This is a genomic window from Paramagnetospirillum caucaseum (assembly GCF_000342045.1).
GTDB lineage: Bacteria > Pseudomonadota > Alphaproteobacteria > Rhodospirillales > Magnetospirillaceae > Phaeospirillum > Phaeospirillum caucaseum.
In genome coordinates this window covers 1-17,349 of the sequence record NZ_AONQ01000056.1, presented here as the reverse complement: position 1 = coordinate 17,349, position 17,349 = coordinate 1, and the positions used below count along the sequence as shown (strand labels likewise).

Sequence of the window (17,349 nt, the reverse complement as noted above, 5' to 3'; positions counted from 1 at the left end):
TCTCCACCGCCGGGAGGAAACCGCCATGACCAGCCGCATCACCGGACTCGACCACGTCATCATCGCTGTGCGCGACCTGGACAAGGCGGCCGGCGTGTTCCGCGCCCTGGGCTTCACCCTGGCCACCAGGGGCGAGCACGCCGAGTGGGGCACCGCCAATCACTGCATCATGTTCGGCGAGGATTACCTGGAAATCCTGGCGGCGGTGGGTGAGGGCGGCCCGGCCGACCGGGTGCGCGCCTTCACCGCCGAAAAGGGCGAGGGCCTGATGGGCCTGGTGTGGGGCACCGAGGACGCGCAGGCCGATTGCGCCCGCCTGGGACTGGAACCGCCGGGCGACCTGTCGCGCAGCATCGAGGGCGGCATGGCCCGCTTCAAGGCCGGCATCCTGCCGCCCGAAACCACGCCCGGAATCGCCTCGTTCCTCTGCCAGCACCTGACCCCGGACATCCTGCGCCGCCCGGGCTGGACCGATCATGCCAACGGCGCGCTGGGCATCGTTTCGGTCACCGCCCTGATGGCCGAACCGCTGGAGCTGATCCCCGCCTGGGACCGGCTGATCGGTCCCGCCGCCGCCACCGCCACCGACGAGACGGTGACCGTCCATACCCGCCACGGCCTGGTGTTCCTCTGCCGCCCCGACGACCTGGGGCAGATGCATCCCGAGGCCGAGGACGAGGAGTTTCCGCCCGCCCCCGCTCTGGTCGCCCTGACGCTCAGGATCAAGAACGCCGATACGGCCGCCAAGGCCTTGAAGGCGGCGGGCATCCCCCATGAGCGCGACCGCCAGGGCAAGGTGATGGTCGCCCCCGAGGATGCCTGCGGCGTGCTGATCGAGCTACAGGAATAGCCATCGACCGGAATTCGGTCTATATTCAGGTCGGAGGCTGGATCATGAAGCTGTCGGAACGCGTCAAGCCCATCAGCTATCTCAGGGCCCACGCCCCGGAAATGATTCGGGGTTTGGCCGACAATCGAGAGCCGCTGTTCATCACCCTGCATGGTGAAGCCAAGGCGGTTCTTCAGGATATCGACAGCTATGAACAGACCCAGGAAGCCCTGGCGCTGCTGAAGATGCTGGCCCTGACCACCGCCCGGGTCGAAGCCGGCGAGGCACGGCCGGCGGCCAAGGCCTTCGCCGCCCTCCGCCGCCGCCTGAAGCCCGTCTCCGGGTAATGACCTTCGAGGTATTGCTGTCCTCGGATGCCGAGCGGGACATGGAGGACCTCTACCGCTTCGTCGCTCCTCAACGGCTCTCCGGCCGAGGCGGAGACCCTGCTGTCCGCCATCGAGACGGCCTGCCTGGGCTTGGCAACAATGCCCGAACGCGGCAATGTTCCAAAGGAACTGGAACGGTTGGGCATCTCCGAGTTCCGCGAACTCCACCACAAGCCCTATCGGGTGATCTATCGGATCAGGGGACGCCAAGTGGTGGTCTATTGCGTTCTGGACGGCCGCCGGGACATGCAAACCCTGTTGCAGCAACGATTGCTGCGATGATCCCCCTCCCCTGACGGGAAGGGGGATCGCCCGCAATCTTACAGCCCGTAGGCCTTGGCCATCTCCGGGTCCTTGGCGGCCACCGCGCGCGCCAGATCGACCATGACCTTGGCCTGCTTCCAGGTGGCGTCGTCCTGCATCTTGCCGTCGATCATCACCGCGCCGGTGCCGTCGGGCATGGCGTCGAGGATTTTCTTGGCGAACAGCACCTCGGCCACGTCGGGGCTGAACACCTTCTTGGCGATGTCGATCTGCTTGGGGTGCAGCGACCAGCCGCCGACGCAGCCCAGCAGGAAGGCGTTGCGGAACTGCGCCTCGCAGGCGGCATCGTCGGAGAAGTCGCCGAACGGGCCGTAGAAAGCCTTGATTCCCGCCGACTGGCAGGCGTCGACCATCTTGGCCACGGTGTAGTGCCACAGATCCTGCTGGAACAGTGTGCGGCCGGCCTTGCCCTCGGCGGCGTCTTCCAGCACGCCGTAGAAGGGATGGCCGCCGCCGACGCGGGTGGTCTTCATGCCGCGCGAGGCGGCAAGGTCGGCCGGGCCGAGGCTGATGCCGTGCATGCGGGGGCTGGCCTGGCAGATGGCGGCGACGTTTTCCACGCCCAGCGCCGTCTCCAGGATGGCGTGAATCATGATCGGACGCTTCACGCCGTGCTTAGCCTCCAGTTGGGCCAGCAGTTGGTCGAGGTAATGGATGTCCCAGGGGCCTTCCACCTTGGGCAGCATCACCACGTCCACCTTGTCGCCGGCCTCGCCGACAATGGCGTTCATGTCGTCGAGGAACCACGGCGAGTTCAGGCAGTTGACGCGGGTCCACAGGCCGGTGCCGGGATTGTCCCAGGCCTTGGCCACCTCGACGAAGCCGGCGCGGGCCGCCTCCTTGGCGTCGGCGGGGATGGCGTCTTCCAGGTTGCCCAGCAGCACGTCGACGGTCTTGCCGATCTCGGCGGCCTTGGCGCGCATCTTCTCGTTGTGCGGCGGGAAGAAATGGATCATGCGCTCCAGACGCACCGGCAGCTCGCGATAGGGGGCGGGCGCACCGATGGCGAGCGGCTCGAAGAACTTGCGGGGCGGCTTGACGGACATGGGGCGCAATCTCCTTGCGGCAAACAATAGCGGGCCGCAATAATGCTTCGCTGTGCTGCGATGCACAAGCGGAAAGCGCCCGCCCGGGATCGCCGGACGGGCGCTTGGCGTCAGGCGGCCGGGGTCAGCGCCAGCCGACCCGGTCGAAGATGCGGACAGCGACGGGATTGTTCTCGCCCAGCATGGCGACGTTGATGTCCTCGGCCTTGAAGCCGCCCCAGGCGGCGACGATGGGCGAGGCCTTGGCGGCGGGCAGCACCGGGAATTCGTTGTTGCCCTCGGCGAAGGTCTTCTGCGCCTCGGGACCCGACAGGAATTCCAGCAGCTTGACCGCCTCGGTCTTGTGCTTGGCGCTGCTGGTGACGCCGGCGCCGGCCACGTTCATATGGACGCCGCGTCCACCCTGGTTGGGGAAGAACAGGCCAACCTTGGCGGCGGCATCCTTTTCCTCGGCCTTGGACGAGACCTGCATGCCGCCGAAATAATAGGTGTTGGCGATGGCTAGGTCGCATTGCCCGGCGGCCACGGCAGTGATCTGGTCGCGGTCGCCGCCCTGGGGCTTGCGCGCCATGTTGGCGACCACGGCCTTGGCCCAGGTCTCGGCCTTGTCGGGACCCATCACGGCGATAAGGCCGGCCAGCAGCGACTGGTTATAGGTGGACGACGACGAGCGCACGCAGATGCGGCCCTTCCACTTGGGATCGGCCAGATCCTCGTAGGTGGACAGGTCGGCGGGCTTCACCCGGTCCTTGGCGTAGAGCACCACGCGGGCGCGGGCCGACAGGCCGTACCAGTAGCCCTGCGGGTCGCGGTAGCGGGCCGGGATATTCTTGTCCAGTTCGGCCGAGCGGGTGGGCTGCAGCACGCCGGCGACGCGGGCCTTGTGCAGGTGGGCCACGTCGGTGGTGATGAACAGGTCGGCGGGGCTGCCGGCGCCTTCGCTCTTCAGGCGCTCCAGCAGCTGTTCCTCGCCGGCCGACAGCAGGTTGACCTTGATGCCGGTCTGGGCGGTGAACTGCTCGAGCACCGGCTTCAGCAGGTGGTCCTTGCGCGCCGAATAGACGTTAACCTCGGCGGCATTGGCGGCCCCAACCGCCAGCATGCCACCCAGCACCAAACCAACCAGACGCATCATGACTTTGCCCTCATGATCAATGATATTGCGACGGACTCGCATTCTCATGACCGTGTAGCATGCTTTCCGCAAGGAAAAAAGGGGTTTGATGGAGAATCAGCCGCCCTCGCCGTTGGCCGGAAAGACGAAGGCCTGGGCCGGGTCGACGGCCAGGCGGACCCGCGCCCCCTCGGCGGGACACAGGGTGCCCGGCAGGCGGGCATGCAGGTGCTGCGGCGCCATGCCGTCCTTCTCCACCCGCAGATGCACCAGGCTGGAGCGGCCCAGGTGATGGCTGACCAGCACGACGGCCTCGCCGTCGGCCGCCGGGGTGAGCGACACCCCCTCGGGGCGGATCAGCACGCCCGCCGCCTGGGATTCGGCGAGGCCGGGGGCGGCGAAGCGTCCCACCGCCGTCTCCACCGCGCCGCCCGCCACCCGGGCCGCCAGCATGTTGATCTCGCCGAAGGTGGAGGCGACGAAGGCATCCGCCGGCCGGGAATACAGCTCCGCCGGCTCGCCCATCTGCACCACCCGGCCGGCCCGCATGACGGCGATGCGGTCGGCCATGAACATGGCCTCCTCCGGGTCGTGGGTGACCATCAGGGTGGAAACGCCCGAGGTCTTGAGCACGTGCAGGGTCTCGTCGCGCACCTGATCGCGCAGGCGCTTGTCCAGGCCGGAGAACGGCTCGTCCAGCAGCATCAGCCGGGGATGGGGGGCCAGGGCGCGGGCCAGGGCCACCCGCTGCTGCTGCCCGCCCGACAGTTGGTGCGGCCAGGCGCCGGCATAGGCGGTCATGCCCACCTGCTCGAGCACCGCCAGGGCGCGCTCGCGCCGCGCCGGCCTGGCCAGACGGTCCAGCCCGAATTCCACGTTGCCCAGGACGTCGAGATGGGGGAACAGGGCATAATCCTGGAACAGGAAGCCCACATGGCGGTGCTCGGGCGGCACATGGGTGCCGTCCCCCGACACCAGCCTGCCGTCCAGGAACACCCGGCCCTTGCGCGGAGCCTCCAGCCCGGCGGCGATGCGCAGAGTGGTGGTCTTGCCGCAGCCCGACGGCCCCAGCAGGCAGACCAGCTCGCCCGGTCCGACGCGCAGCGACACCTCGCGCACCACGTCCTTGCCGCCGTAATCGTGGCTGACCGCGTCGATGATCAGACCGTCGGTGCCCATGGTGTTCATTCCTCTCCTCCGGGGCGCGAGCGCGCGATGGCCCGGCTCAGCAGCATCACCGGCAGCAGGCCGGCCAGCACGATGGCCAGGGCCGGCGCCGCCGCGTCGGCGAGGCGCTCGTCCGAGGCCAGGGTGAAGGTCCGCGTCGCCAGGGTGTCGAAATTGAAGGGCCGCATCAGCAGGGTGGCCGGCAATTCCTTCATCACGTCGACGAAGACCAGCAGCGCCGCCGACAGCAGGCTGGTGCGCATCATGGGGATGTGGACGCGCCGCAGCGTCTTGCCCAGCCCGGCCCCCAGGGTGCGGGCCGCCGCCTCCATGGACGGCGTGATCTTGCCCAGGCTGGATTCCACCGCGTTGACCGACACTGCCAGGAAACGCACCAGATAGGCGTAGGTCAGCGCCACCACGGTTCCGGTGAGGAACAACCCGCCCATCAGGCGGTCGAGCGCGGTCAACGGCACCATGATGCCCACCGCGATGACCGAGCCCGGCACCGCATAGCCCAGCGAGGCGAGGCGCACGCAGCCCTTGACCAGGGGCGAGGGCCGCAGCCGCTGGGCATAGGCGAGCGGCAGGGCCACCGCCACGGCCGTCGCGCCCGCCACCCCGGCAAGGATCAGGCTGTTGCCGGCCAGTTCGCCCAGCCCGGACAAGGCGGCGTCCTGGATCACCCAGGCGGCCAGCATGGAACCGGGCAGCAGGAAGCCCAGCGCCAGCGGCATGGCGCTGAACGCCAGGGCGGCGGCGGCCTTGCCCCCCTTCAGCTCCAGTTGCGGCAGACGACGGTAGCGCCCGGTGGTGTGGTGGAAACGCCCGGCGCCGCGCGACATGCGCTCGGCCAGCACCAGGGACAGCACGAACAGCATCAGCACGGCGCCCAACTGCGCCGCCGCCGCCGGCTGGCCCAGGCCCAGCCAGGTGCGGTAGATGCCGGTGGTGAAGGTGTCCACCGCGAAGTAATGCACGGTGCCGAAATCGTTCAGCGTCTCCATCAGGGCCAGGGCCACCCCGGCCACCACCGCCGGCCGGGCCAGCGGCAGCGCCACCTGGGTGAAGGCCCGCCAGGGGGAGCGGCCCAGGGTGCGCGCCGCCTCCAGCACGCAGACCGACTGCTCCAGGAAGGCGGCGCGGGCCATCATGTAGACATAGGGGTAGAGCACCATGCTCATCACCCAGATGGCGCCGCCCAGCGAGCGCACCTCGGGGAACCAGTAATCCCGCGCCGAACTCCAGCCGAACAGGGCGCGCAAGGCCGACTGCACCGGCCCGGCATAGTCCAGCACGCCGGTATAGGTATAGGCGACCACATAGGCCGGCATGGCCATGGGCAGCAGCAGCGCCCATTCCAGGGACCGGCTGAAGGGAAAGCGGCACATGGTGACCAGCCAGGCGGTGCCCACCCCGCCGATGGTCACCCCCAGACCGACGCCCAGCATCAGCCACAGGGAATTGGCCACATAGGCGCCCAGCACCGTCTCGGCCAGATGGCTCCACACCCCTTCGGTGGGGGCCGCCAGATTGGCCGCCACCATCAGGACCGGCAGGGCGACCAGGACGGCCAGAGCCAGGGCCAGCAGCACCCAGCCCGCCCCCGGCGGGCGGGCGGACAGGGCTTCGGCGGCAAGGCGGGGAGAGGGGGAAGCGGACATGACGCCACACATTAGTGCGACTCAGTCTCAGCGACAACTCCCGCCCACAGTTTTTTTAGGTCTTTTACTGGCTGACCCGCAGATTGCTGAGGCTGGTGGCGATGGCGCGGAAGGCGCTTTTCAGTTCGTCCTGGGAGGGCGAGTCGAAGTACTTGGAGGCGTCGGAGGCGCAGGCCTTGTAGATGTCCTTGGTGGCCTGGTTGATGCCCGAGGTGAAGGTCACCGTATAGACGATGATGTTCTTGGCCTTCATGGCGTTGCATACCGTGGTCAGGCGGGAATTGATGGTGGCCTTGGCGGTGGTGGTGTTGGTGGTGCCGATGCGGCCCAGTTCGTCCAGGCGGCCATAGGCGCTGTAATCCGAGTTCACCGCGCTGTTGACCTTGTTGCCGCCCGCCGTGCTGGTCAGCTTGTAGAACTGGTTGTCGCCGTCGGTCATCAGGATCACCGCCTTGCTCCATTTGGGCGTACCCCAGGCCAGGCCCTCGGTGAAGGGCGGTTCGGGCGACAGCACCCGCAGACCCCAGGCCATGCCCACGTCCGACAGGGTGCCGCCCCGGCTCCAGGCCTGCTGGGCGTTGATGGCCGCCGTCAGGGTCGCCTTGACGTTGGTGAGCGGGGTGATGGCCGTCGGGCAGCCCAGATTGGGACCGGTGGAGGCGTTGCCGTTGGAGGGATTGGCCAGCACGGTGGACGACTTGGTGGCGTCGTAATAATTGTCGATGGCCGGCACCCACTTGTAGCGGGTCCAGGCGGCGGTGGCCGCCGAGGTGTCGCCCACCCCGTTGGCCCCGGCCCGCTCGATGACGCAGCCCTTCCAGCCCAGCAGGTCGTTGGGGGCGTAGGCGTCGCCGGTGGTGATCAGCGAGGGCGCCACCGAGCCGGGATTGACCGCCGCCGAATAAGGCACCAGGGCGATCTTGAGATAGGGATGCACGGCGGCGGTGCCGAACAGGATGTCGGTCAGCTGGTTGGCGGCGTCGCGCGCCGCCTGGATGTTGTTGTTCGACGTCATGGAGCCGGTGTTGTCCAGCACCATGGCCAGTTCCAGCCCGGCGATCTGGCGGTTGACGGTGGTGTCGGCGTGGACGGGAACGTCGTCCAGCCCCACCACCTTCATGAACACGGTATCGACCACCGCCACCGCCGAAGCGGTGATGACGTCGCCGGTCACCACCACCGACACGCTGGGATTCGCCCCCAGGGCGCCCGGCGGGTAATTGGCGTCGAAGAATTTCTGCGCCACGGCGGAAAGCTGGGCGTCGGTGCCGGTGGACGACCCCACCGCCAGGGCGGCGGCGTCCAGGGCGGCGGACATGCGGCTTTTGACCGCATAGGCGCGGGCCACGTCCACGCCCAGGCCGATGGTGGCGATGATCGGCATCAGGCCGATGGCCAGCAGCATGGCCATGTTGCCGTCCCGGCAGCGCATCAGGCGTGAAAGCAGCGCGGTGATCATGGTCAGCCTCCCACCCCGTTGAGGGCGATCCGGCGCACCAGCCGGGGGCGCGTATAGGACATTTCGCTGAAGGTCTTGCTGGGCACGATATGGTGCAGCACCGGCACACAGACATAGGACAGCCGCACCATGATGACGCTTTCGCCCGCCGCGCCCAGCCCGGCGGCGCCCGACAGCGACGGCGAGCCCGACACCGCCCCCCACTGGTAGCGCCACAGCTGGCTGGGACTGCCCCCGGCGTCGAAGCCGACGCTGACCACGTCGATTCCCAGATTGGTGGCGTTGGTGACCAGCGGGTCGAGCACCCGCTGGGCGGCGGTGCGGATGGAATCCATCTGCGCCGTGGTCAGCGACGACGACTGGGCGGTGAGATCGGCCACCGACTGGGCCGCCGACACCACCTTGCCGTAGCTCTTGACCAGATTGGCGATCTCCACCGTGCCCAGCAGGGCGGTGATCATGATGGGGAGCGTCAACGCGAACTCCACCGCCGCCACCCCCCGGCAATTACCCCACAGGCGGCGGAATAGCACGGGCATCATGAGTAGGGCTCCGTCTTGAACACGGCGGTGGCGGTTACCGCCAGAGTGTTGCCGGTGCCCGCCCCCATCAGCGAGCCGATCAGCGGGGTGGCGAAGACGTGGCGGTAGATCACCCGCACCGTGGTGATGGTCCCCGCCCCGCCCGGCGTGAACTGGGCGTTGCTGACATTGCCCTGGGCGTCGAACTGGGGGGCCGGCAGCGCGATGGCGGTGAAGTCGCCGAAGCTGCGCACGTCGAAGGTGAAGGAGGCGCAGTTGTAGAGGCTGAACAGCGAGGCGCAGAACGCCTGGCGGAAATTGGCGGCGGGATCGACGCTGGTCTGGGCCTGGCCGGTGCGCAGGCGGCGCGCCGCGTCGCGGGTGGCGCCCTCCACCACCGAATTCTCGAAGATCACCATCCCCATCTCGAAGATGCCGAACAGGATCATCAGGGCCGGCAGCAGCAGGATGGAATATTCCAGGGTCACCGAACCGCGCCGGTTCCGCCCGAGACCTCCCAACCTGTGAAAAAGCGCCGAGAACATGATATCGCCTCTGACTTGATCCGGCAGGTATCATGGCATGACCGAAGGTCATATTCCGTGGCGTGTCTCACAAATCCGCGATGATTATTGCGGCGGGACTTGGGGAGCGGCGGAAGCGGGAGCGGCGGCGGCCCCCGCCTTGGCCTTGTAGGGGCTTTCCCCCGACAGGACGTTGGCCGGGGCGCAGGCATTGGCGCCGCAATCGACGATGGCGGTGGCGCCGCCCGGCACCCAGGTCTTGCCGGTACCGTAGCGCAGGGTCACCGAATTGGCGCCGCCGGCCAGCACCACCACCTGGCGCTCCACCAGGACGCCGCCGCCGGCATCGAGCACCGCCAGGGTGGTGCCGCCGGGCGCCTTGCCGAACACGGTGATGGCGCGCGGCCCGTCGACGGTGACGTCGGCGATGGCGGGATTGCCCACCACCACCGAGCGGGCGGCGCCGCGCAGGGGCAGCAGCATGGCGCCGCCCAGCGGCACCTCCAGCGCCTCGGCCGCCCACGCCGCCAGGGGGGCGGCCAACAGCATTCCGGCGAGCAACAGGGACAGGAAATGCCGGGCCTTCATGGCGAACCTCGACGGGATATGGCGACGCCCCCATCCTAATGCATGAATGAAGCCCGCCACAGTGGTAGTCTTCACAAAGGCGTATGAACGGGAACAGCCCCCGTTTCCCCAGGAGCCCGGACCACCATGACCAACCGCCTTGCCGCCCTGCCCCTGGCCCTGATGCTGGCCGCCTGCTCCGTCACCGGCGGCGGGGAAAACGGCGGGGCCATGTCCTCGGCGGTGGAGCCCAGCTTGCGCGCCGCCGCCCTGGCCGCCGAGGCGGGCCGCGACTACCGGGGTGCCGTGCAGCATCTCTCGACGATCTATCAGCGCCGCCCCGACGACAGCGGGCTGGGCATCGCCCTGGCCCGCAACCTGCGATATTCCGGCCAGGGCCAGGCGGCGGCCGACCTGCTGCAGGCCCATCTGGCCCGCCAGGGCCGCGATGCCGAGATCCTGCTGGAACTGGGCAAGGATTATCTCGCCGCCGACCGGACCGGACTCGCCATCAGGACCCTGGAAGAGGCGCGGGGCATGATTCCCGGCAATTGGGAGGTCCACTCCACCCTGGGGGTGGCGCTGGATTCCCAGGGCCACGCCGCCGAAGCCCAGGCCGCCTATGCCAGGGCCCTGGAGATCACCCCCGACAACGCCGCAGTGCTGAACAATCTCGGCCTGTCCCAGGCCCTGTCCGGGCAGTTGGACGCCGCCCTGGCGACGCTGGCCCGCGCCGCCGACCTGCCCGCCGCCACCGCCCAGGTGCGGCAGAACCTGGCGCTGCTGCTGGCGCTGAAGGGCGACGGGGCCGAGGCTGAACGCCTGGCGCGCCGCGACCTCAACCCCGAACAGGCCAGGATCAACGCCGAGATGCTGCGCGCCCTGGCGGCGGCGACCCGGCGGTAGGGTTTCCCCCGCGGGCGGGACGCCCGCGCATTTGATTGGAGCGCGGGCGGGACACCCGCATCACTTCATCATCCCCGACACCTGGATCGCCGCCGGGCCGGCGATGATCAGGAACAGCACCGGCAGGAAGAAGACGATCATCGGCACGGTCAGCTTGGCCGGCAGAGCGGCGGCCTTCTTCTCGGCGGCGGCCATGCGGCCCTCGCGGTTCTCCTGGGAGATGACCTTCAGCGCCTGGGCCACCGGCGTGCCGTACTTCTCGGACTGGATCAGGGCGGTGGCCAGGGACTTGACCTGGGGCAGGCCGGTGCGCTCGGTGAAGTTCTCCCAGGCATGGCGGCGGTCGGCCAGGAAGGCCAGCTCGGCGGCGGTCAGGCCGATCTCCTCGGCCATCTCGGGAGCGCTGATCATCATCTCCTCGGTGACGCGGCCCAGGGCCGTCTCCACCGACAGCCCGGCATCGACGCAGATGACGATGAGGTCCAGCGCGTCGGGAAAAGCGCGGCCCAGCGCCAGTTGCCGTTTCTGCACCGCGTTGGTCAGCCAGATGTTGGGCAGCAGGGCGCCGATCCCCATGGCCACCGCCAGGATCATGGCGCGGACCATCAGCGGCTGCTCGTCGAACAGGGTGGTGGCGTAGATCAGGCCGAGCGCCAGCAGGATCACCGGCAGGGCCACCCGGGCGAAGATGAAGGTGAGCGGCGCCGCCTGACCGCGCCAGCCGGCCTGGGCCAGCTTAGCCTTCAGCGCCTTGGCCTCCATCAGGTCCTGCAGCTTCAGCCGGTCGATGACGGCGCGCATCAGGGCGACGCGGCGCTGCGGCCTGCCCCCCCGCCGGCGGCCCGGGCCGCGCGCCTGCTCCAGTTCGGCCTTCTGGCGCTCGGACAGTTCGCGGCGGCGGTTGGACACCGCCTTGATGCGCGACGCCCGGCGGTCGCGGGCCAGTAGCGGCAGGGCGATGGCCAGCACCGAAGCCGCCGCCGCCAGGGCCGCCGTGATCATGATGAGGGTGGTCAGCATCTCGCCCTCCCTCAGATGTCGAAGTTGATCATGTTGCGCATGACCAGCACCCCGGCCGCCTCGGTCAGGATGCCGATGGCCAGCAGGATGTTGCCGGCGTCGCTGGTGAACAGCAGGCCGATGTATTGCGGCGCCACCAGGGCCAGCATGCCGACCACCACCAAGGGCAGCGAGCCGATGATGGCGGCCGAGGCGCGGGCCTCGGCGGCATAGGCCTGGACCTTGTCGCGCATGCGCTTGCGGGCGCGCAGCACGTCGGACAGCTTGGCCAGGGTCTCGGCCAGATTGCCGCCGGTCTGCTGCTGGATGGCCAGCACGATGGCGAAGTAGCGCATCTCGGCCATGGGCATGCGCTCCACCGCCCGGCCCATGGCCTCGTGCAGGGTCAGGCCGATGCGGGTGCCCTCGGTGATCTGGCGGAATTCGGCGCCCACCGGATCGGGCATCTCGCGGCCGATGATGGCGATGCACTCGCCCAAGGGCAGGCCGGAGCGGATGCCGCGCACCACCACGTCGAGCGCATCGGCGAACTGGGCGGCAAAGGCCTTCAGCCGCTTGCCCGCCGCCACGCCGAGCACCAGCTTAGGCGCCCCGATCCCCAGGCAAAGGGCGGCCAGCCCGCTCCACGCCAGGGCCAGTCCCGACACCTCGCCCACCGCCAGCACCAGCAGGGCCAGGAGCGCCGAGCCGGCCAGATACTGCCAGACCTCCAGCCGCCAGCCCGCCTGCATCAGCTGTTCACGCAGCCGCCAGCCGAAATGGCGCTGGCGCGCGCCTTCCACCGCCTTCAGGCGGGCCTGCACCGATTTGCGCTGGGGGCCGCGCGCCGCCCGGCGGGCCGGAGCCTGCCCGCCGGCCACCACGGCGAGACGCCGCTTCAGCCGGGCGCGCGGCCCGTGGATCAGCGCCGCCATGGACCAGCCCAGCACCAGCAGGGCGGCCAGCAGCACCGCCACCAGCACGGCGATCTCTGGCGGCAGGCGGGCGAGAGCCTCAAACATGGATCTCTCCCAGCGCCTCGGCCAGATCGCGCTCCAGGCCGTAATAGCGGGCGCGGTCCCAGAAGGCGGGACGCAGGCCGGTGGGGCGGTGGCGCCCCAGGATGCGGCCGCGGCTGTCCTCGCCCTCGAACTCGAAGACGAACAGGTCCTGGAGCGTGATGATCTCGCCCTCCATGCCCACCACCTCGGTGATATGGGTGATCTTGCGCGAGCCGTCGCGCAAGCGCGACGCCTGGACGATCAGGTTGACCGCCGAGGCGATCTGCTCGCGCACCGCCTTGGCCGGCAGGGAATAGCCGCCCATGGCCACCATGTTCTCGACGCGCGACAGGGCGTCCCTGGGCGTGTTGGCGTGGATGGTGCCCATGGAGCCGTCATGGCCGGTGTTCATGGCCTGCAGCAGGTCGAAGGCTTCCGGCCCGCGCACCTCGCCGACGATGATACGTTCGGGCCGCATGCGCAGGCAGTTCTTCACCAAGTCGCGCATGGTGATGGCGCCGGCGCCCTCCAGATTGGGCGGACGGGTTTCCAGGCGCACCACATGGGGCTGCTGCAATTGCAGCTCGGCGGCGTCCTCGCAGGTGACGATGCGCTCGGTCTGGTCGATGTAGCGGGTCATGCAGTTGAGCAGGGTGGTCTTGCCCGAACCGGTGCCGCCCGAGATCAGGATGTTGAGGCGCGACGCGGCGGCGATCTGCAGCACGCGGGCCGCCGGGGCCGAGGCCGAGCCGAACTCCACCAGCTTTTCCAGGGTCAGTTTCTCGCGCTTGAACTTACGGATGGTCAGCGTCGGACCGTCGATGGCGAGCGGCGGCACGATGACGTTGACGCGCGAGCCGTCACCTAGGCGGGCGTCGCAGATGGGGCTGGATTCGTCGACGCGGCGCCCCACCGCCGCCACGATGCGCTGGCAGATGTTCATCAGCTGGGCGTTGTCGCGGAACTTGATGTCGGTCAGCTCGATGCGGCCCTCGGTCTCGATGTAGACCTTGTCGGCGCCGTTGACCATGATGTCGGCGATATCGTCGCGGGCGATCAGCGGCTCCAACGGCCCCAGACCCAACACGTCGTTGCAGATGTCGCCGATCACCACCTGCTGCTCGGCCGCCGAGATCACCAGGTTCCGCATGGAGATGATCTCGGCGACGATGTCCGAGATTTCCTCGCGCACCTGGGCCGGCTCCAGGGTGCCCAACTCGGTGGGGTCCACGGAATCGATCAGGTCGTTGAAGATGGCGATCTTGATGTCGGACAGGCGCTGGTCCATCTCCGCCCCCCGCCCGCCGGCCGGCGCCGGAACGGCGGCGGGCTTCGCCGCCTCGCGGGCGGCGGGGACCTTGGGGTCGGGAGCGGCGGAGCGCCGGCCAAACATGGGTCTACCTCTTCAGCCAGCCGAGCAGGCCCTTGCCCCCCGACGCCTTGCGCCCCGCCGGGGCCGCCTTGCCGCTCAGGGCGGCGGCCAGCTGGCCCAGGGACTGGACGATCTTGTGGCTGGCCGCCACCTCGCCCAGCATGCGGGCCTCGGTGGCCGCCTCGCCGAACAGGGCGGGATCGGCGGGGATCACCAGGGCCGGAACCACCTTCAGGGTATCGGCGAAATCGGCGGACGACAATTGCGCCTTGCGGCCGTTCTCGGCCCGGTTGAGCACCAGCCGGGGAGCCGCCATGCCCTGGCGGCGCGGCGACAGCAGTTCCAGCAGCGTCTTGGCGTCGCGCAGGCAGGCGAAATCGGGAATGGCGGTAATCACCACCTCATCGGCGGCGGCCAGCAGGCCCTCGCTCCACTCGGCCCACACATGGGGAACGTCGAGCACCACCAGGGCGGCCATGCGCGACGCCAGTTCCACCATGTGCTCGACGGCGTCGGCCGGGATGGCGGCGCGGCCCCGCCCGTCGCCGGGGGCGGCCAGAACCTGCAGATGGTCGTCGTACTCGGCCATGCAGCGGTCCATCAGCACCTCGTCCAGGCGCTCGGGATTGGCCAGGGCGTCGGCGACGCTCTGCTTGGCCTCCAGGTTGAAGGCCAGGATCGAGGTGCCGAAGGCGATGTCCAGGTCGATGAGGATCACCCGCTCGCCCAAGTGGCGGGCGGCGGCCCAGGCCAGGTTCTGCGCCATGGTGGACGAGCCGGTGCCGCCCCGGGCCCCCCAGCAGGCCGCCACCCGACCCTTAGGCGCCGAGGCCGGGTCGGCGAACAGGCCGGTCAGGCTGTCCGCCAACTGGCGGGCGCCCACCGGGGCGGGCAGGTAGTCGGCGACGCCCCTGGCCATCAGCTCGCGGTACAGGCGGATGTCGTTGACCGGGCCGATCACCACCACCTTGGTGCCGGCGACGCAGACCTCGGCCAGCTGGTCGAGGCGCGGGCGCAGCAGAGCGGGGTCGGTCTCCTCCACCACCAGCACCTGGGGGGTGGGCAGTTCGGCGTAATGAGCGACGGCCGCCGCCAGCCCGCCCTCCATCACGGCGAGGCGCGACTTGGCCAACTGCCGCTCGGCGGCGGCGGCGCGCAGGGCCTGGGCGGTGTCGGCCCCGCAGCAGAAGGCCTCGATGGTCAGGCGATAGGCCATGGCCGCCTCCTACTTGGCGCCGCTGGACGAACCCACCGACGAGGCGGAACCGGCGCTGGTGTTTTCCCTGGCGGCGCCGGTGGCCTCGCCCTTGCCGTACTTGTCGAGCACCGTGGCCGCCCGGCCGCCGTCGCGGCCCGAGGTTTCGCGGGCGCGGACCAGATCGGCGGGGTTCTGCACCATCAGCGCCTTGTTGCGCTGGATGGAGCAGCCCCAGTTGCTGTGCGGCGCGTTGAAATAGTCGGGATTGAGGCTCCGGTCGAAATTGCCGCATTCCGGCGCCTTGGCCTCCCACACCGGCACGCGCACCTGGGCGATGCCCGGCTGCGGCACGGCATCGGCGCCGCCGACCACCGCGACCGAGACCGGCCCGACGCCCCAGGCGTGCAGGGTGTCGGCCAGGGTCCGGGCGAAGGCCAGGGCCGCGTCCTCCTCGCCCGGCCGCGCTCCGGCGCTGACCTGGATGGGACCGGCGCCGCGCCGCAGGGATTCCTCGGCCAGACGGCCCAGGCGGTCGCGGTCGGCGGCGGACAGCGCCGCGCCCTCGGCCGGACGGGCGAACAGGGCGACCGCCGCCTTCTCCTCCACGGCGATGGGGTGGGACAGGCGGTAATCGTGCTCGGCCAGGTCGGCGGCGCAGGCCCCCAGCAGAGGGGAGAGGGCCAGGACGGAAAGGACGGCGCGGAACGGATTCATGGTCATCCTCCTCACTGGACGATGTGGCCGTAGGGGCCCTGCAGGGCGGGAGGGGCGGCGGGCGCCTCCTTGGAGCGGGTGGTGTAGGTGTCCTGCAGCCGGCCCAGCAGGAAGCGCTTCAGGTCGGAACTGGGCGCGAAGCCGTCGTTGGGAGTGGAAAGGCTGCCGGGTTGCTCCACCGGGCGGACCACATAGGCCGACAGGATCACCACCAGTTCGGTCTCGTTGCGCTGGAAGGCGTTGGAGCGGAACAGCGCCCCCAGCACCGGCAGGTCCATCAGCCCCGGCAGGCCGGCGATGTTGGCGGTGATGTCGTTCTGCAGCAGGCCGGCGATCATGATGGAGCCGCCCGAGGGCAGTTCCACCGTTGAGCCGGCGCGGCGCACCTTGAAGGCCGGCACCGAGATGGTGGAGGTGATGGCCGTGCTGTTGTTGGTGTCGATGGCACTGACCTCGGTGCTCATCTTGAGGCTGAGGCGGCCGGGATCGAGCACCACGGGCGTGAAGGACAGCAGCACGCCATAGGGCTTGAACTCGATGCTGATGGAGCCGTTGGTGGTGGAGACGGGAATGGGCAACTCGCCGCCGGCCAGCATGGTGGCGGTCTCGCCCGACACCGCCGTCAGGTTGGGCTCCACCAGGGTGCGGATCAGTCCCTGGTTCTCCAGGATGTTGAGATTGGCCACCAGGGCGCCGATGCCGGTGATGGTGGCGGTGCCGTAGAGCGGGTTGCTGGCCGTGTCGAACAGACCCACGGTGGCGCTGGTGGAGAGCGAACTCAGCTTGGAGCTGCCCACCAGGGGAACGGTCTTGTTGGAGGTCAGGCCGACCCCCAGTTCCTTCAGCACCGTGCGCTGGATCTCCGCCACCTTGACGTGGAGCAGCACCTGCTGCTCGTTAACCACCCGGATCAGGTTGACCAGCTTGGCGTCCTCGGACACGAAACGCCGCGCCACCATCTTGGCGTCGCGGGCCGCCGCGTCGTTCTTGACCGAGCCCGACAGGTACAGGCTGTCGGCCACCGCCTCGGCGGCGATGGCATGCTCGTCGGGCAGCACGGCGCGCAGCGCGTCCTTCACCGCCTGGGAATCGATGGACACCGCCAGGTCGATGCGCCGCATGACCCGGCCCGAGCGGTCCATCAGGAAGACGTTGGTCTGGCCCACCGCCCGCCCGGTGATATGGACCAGGTTGGGGGCGCGCACCATCACGTCGGCGATGTCGGAATTGCCCACCACCACTTCCTTGACGGCGGCGGGCAGGGGCAGGTCGATGCTCTTGCCCACCGCAACCCGCATGGATTCCGCCGAGGCGGAGGACGGAAGGCGCAGCACCTGGGGGGTGCCGGGGCGCTGGGATTGCGCCGCCTCGGGCGGAGCACCGATGCTGACCACCTTGGCGCGCGGCGAGGGTTGCGGCGGCGGCGGCTCCTCGTCCCGCGCCCAGGCGGGTGCCGCCAGCAGAATCGCCAGCACCGCGGCAAGCACCAAACGCCCGTTCATCGCCCCACCCCTTCCGAACTGACCTGACCGGCGCGATTGACCCGCACCCCCTC

General features: G+C 69.5%; 18 protein-coding genes. 4 read left to right on the top strand and 14 right to left on the bottom strand.

Annotated elements, in window-relative coordinates:
* The first annotated feature begins 25 nt into the window (after window positions 1–25).
* From H261_RS17120 to H261_RS17110, 3 genes are read left to right on the top strand one after another with little or no spacing between them, the layout of a single operon-like run.
* Window positions 26–850 carry a VOC family protein gene (locus H261_RS17120; RefSeq protein ID WP_008619978.1) on the top strand — a complete coding sequence of 275 codons (825 nt, stop codon included), beginning with the start codon at window positions 26–28 and terminating at the stop codon, window positions 848–850.
* Window positions 851–894: 44 nt separating this feature from the next.
* Window positions 895–1,176 (top strand): type II toxin-antitoxin system Phd/YefM family antitoxin, encoded by a 282-nt coding sequence (locus tag H261_RS17115; RefSeq protein ID WP_008619977.1) that lies wholly within the window; start codon window positions 895–897, stop codon window positions 1,174–1,176.
* A gap of 27 nt (window positions 1,177–1,203) precedes the next feature.
* Window positions 1,204–1,500 carry a type II toxin-antitoxin system RelE/ParE family toxin gene (locus H261_RS17110; protein WP_008619976.1) on the top strand — a complete coding sequence of 99 codons (297 nt, stop codon included), beginning with the start codon at window positions 1,204–1,206 and terminating at the stop codon, window positions 1,498–1,500.
* Between the two features lie 38 nt (window positions 1,501–1,538).
* On the opposite strand, the gene H261_RS17105 is transcribed toward H261_RS17110, so the two are convergent.
* The 8 genes from H261_RS17105 to H261_RS17070 form a co-directional block, all read right to left on the bottom strand.
* Window positions 1,539–2,588, bottom strand: coding sequence for an HpcH/HpaI aldolase/citrate lyase family protein (locus H261_RS17105; RefSeq protein WP_008619975.1), 1,050 nt, complete (start codon window positions 2,586–2,588; stop codon window positions 1,539–1,541).
* 124 nt (window positions 2,589–2,712) lie between these two features.
* On the bottom strand, window positions 2,713–3,723 hold the full coding sequence (locus H261_RS17100) for a Fe(3+) ABC transporter substrate-binding protein (protein ID WP_008619974.1): 1,011 nt from the start codon (window positions 3,721–3,723) through the stop codon (window positions 2,713–2,715).
* A gap of 96 nt (window positions 3,724–3,819) precedes the next feature.
* Window positions 3,820–4,890 carry an ABC transporter ATP-binding protein gene (locus tag H261_RS17095; RefSeq protein ID WP_008619973.1) on the bottom strand — a complete coding sequence of 357 codons (1,071 nt, stop codon included), beginning with the start codon at window positions 4,888–4,890 and terminating at the stop codon, window positions 3,820–3,822.
* Window positions 4,887–6,533, bottom strand: a complete 1,647-nt coding sequence (locus tag H261_RS17090; protein WP_008619971.1) for an ABC transporter permease — start codon at window positions 6,531–6,533, stop codon at window positions 4,887–4,889. The genes H261_RS17095 and H261_RS17090 overlap by 4 nt, the downstream gene beginning before the upstream one ends.
* 64 nt (window positions 6,534–6,597) lie before the next feature.
* Window positions 6,598–7,992: a TadE/TadG family type IV pilus assembly protein gene (locus tag H261_RS17085; RefSeq protein ID WP_008619969.1), complete on the bottom strand. Its 1,395-nt coding sequence runs from the start codon at window positions 7,990–7,992 to the stop codon at window positions 6,598–6,600.
* Between the two features lie 2 nt (window positions 7,993–7,994).
* A complete protein-coding gene (locus H261_RS17080; RefSeq protein ID WP_008619967.1) occupies window positions 7,995–8,534 on the bottom strand; it encodes a TadE/TadG family type IV pilus assembly protein in 540 nt (179 codons plus the stop codon).
* Window positions 8,531–9,058, bottom strand: a complete 528-nt coding sequence (locus H261_RS17075) for a TadE/TadG family type IV pilus assembly protein (RefSeq protein WP_052004312.1) — start codon at window positions 9,056–9,058, stop codon at window positions 8,531–8,533. Before H261_RS17075 ends, H261_RS17080 begins: the two co-directional genes overlap by 4 nt.
* Window positions 9,059–9,142: 84 nt before the next feature.
* On the bottom strand, window positions 9,143–9,625 hold the full coding sequence (locus H261_RS17070; protein ID WP_008619955.1) for a pilus assembly protein N-terminal domain-containing protein: 483 nt from the start codon (window positions 9,623–9,625) through the stop codon (window positions 9,143–9,145).
* A 126-nt stretch (window positions 9,626–9,751) separates the two neighbouring features.
* Here H261_RS17070 and H261_RS17065 point away from each other — a divergent pair, with 126 nt between their 5' ends.
* Entirely contained in the window at window positions 9,752–10,510 is a 759-nt protein-coding gene (locus H261_RS17065; RefSeq protein WP_008619953.1) for a tetratricopeptide repeat protein, read from the top strand.
* A 60-nt stretch (window positions 10,511–10,570) separates the two neighbouring features.
* Here the strand turns inward: H261_RS17065 and H261_RS17060 are convergent, their stop codons facing one another.
* Genes H261_RS17060 through H261_RS17035 form a run of 6 tightly spaced genes read right to left on the bottom strand, consistent with a single transcriptional unit; the run spans window position 10,571 to window position 17,296 of the window.
* On the bottom strand, window positions 10,571–11,530 hold the full coding sequence (locus H261_RS17060) for a type II secretion system F family protein (RefSeq protein ID WP_008619951.1): 960 nt from the start codon (window positions 11,528–11,530) through the stop codon (window positions 10,571–10,573).
* A gap of 11 nt (window positions 11,531–11,541) precedes the next feature.
* Window positions 11,542–12,531 (bottom strand): type II secretion system F family protein, encoded by a 990-nt coding sequence (locus H261_RS17055; RefSeq protein ID WP_008619949.1) that lies wholly within the window; start codon window positions 12,529–12,531, stop codon window positions 11,542–11,544.
* Window positions 12,524–13,903 (bottom strand): CpaF family protein, encoded by a 1,380-nt coding sequence (locus H261_RS17050; RefSeq protein ID WP_008619947.1) that lies wholly within the window; start codon window positions 13,901–13,903, stop codon window positions 12,524–12,526. Before H261_RS17050 ends, H261_RS17055 begins: the two co-directional genes overlap by 8 nt.
* Before the next feature lie 4 nt (window positions 13,904–13,907).
* Complete coding sequence (locus H261_RS17045) at window positions 13,908–15,098, bottom strand: AAA family ATPase (RefSeq protein ID WP_008619945.1); 1,191 nt, start codon at window positions 15,096–15,098, stop codon at window positions 13,908–13,910.
* Window positions 15,099–15,107: 9 nt separating this feature from the next.
* Window positions 15,108–15,794, bottom strand: coding sequence for a CpaD family pilus assembly protein (locus tag H261_RS17040; protein WP_235062966.1), 687 nt, complete (start codon window positions 15,792–15,794; stop codon window positions 15,108–15,110).
* An 11-nt stretch (window positions 15,795–15,805) separates the two neighbouring features.
* Window positions 15,806–17,296, bottom strand: a complete 1,491-nt coding sequence (locus H261_RS17035; protein ID WP_008619940.1) for a type II and III secretion system protein family protein — start codon at window positions 17,294–17,296, stop codon at window positions 15,806–15,808.
* Window positions 17,297–17,349 lie beyond the last annotated feature (53 nt).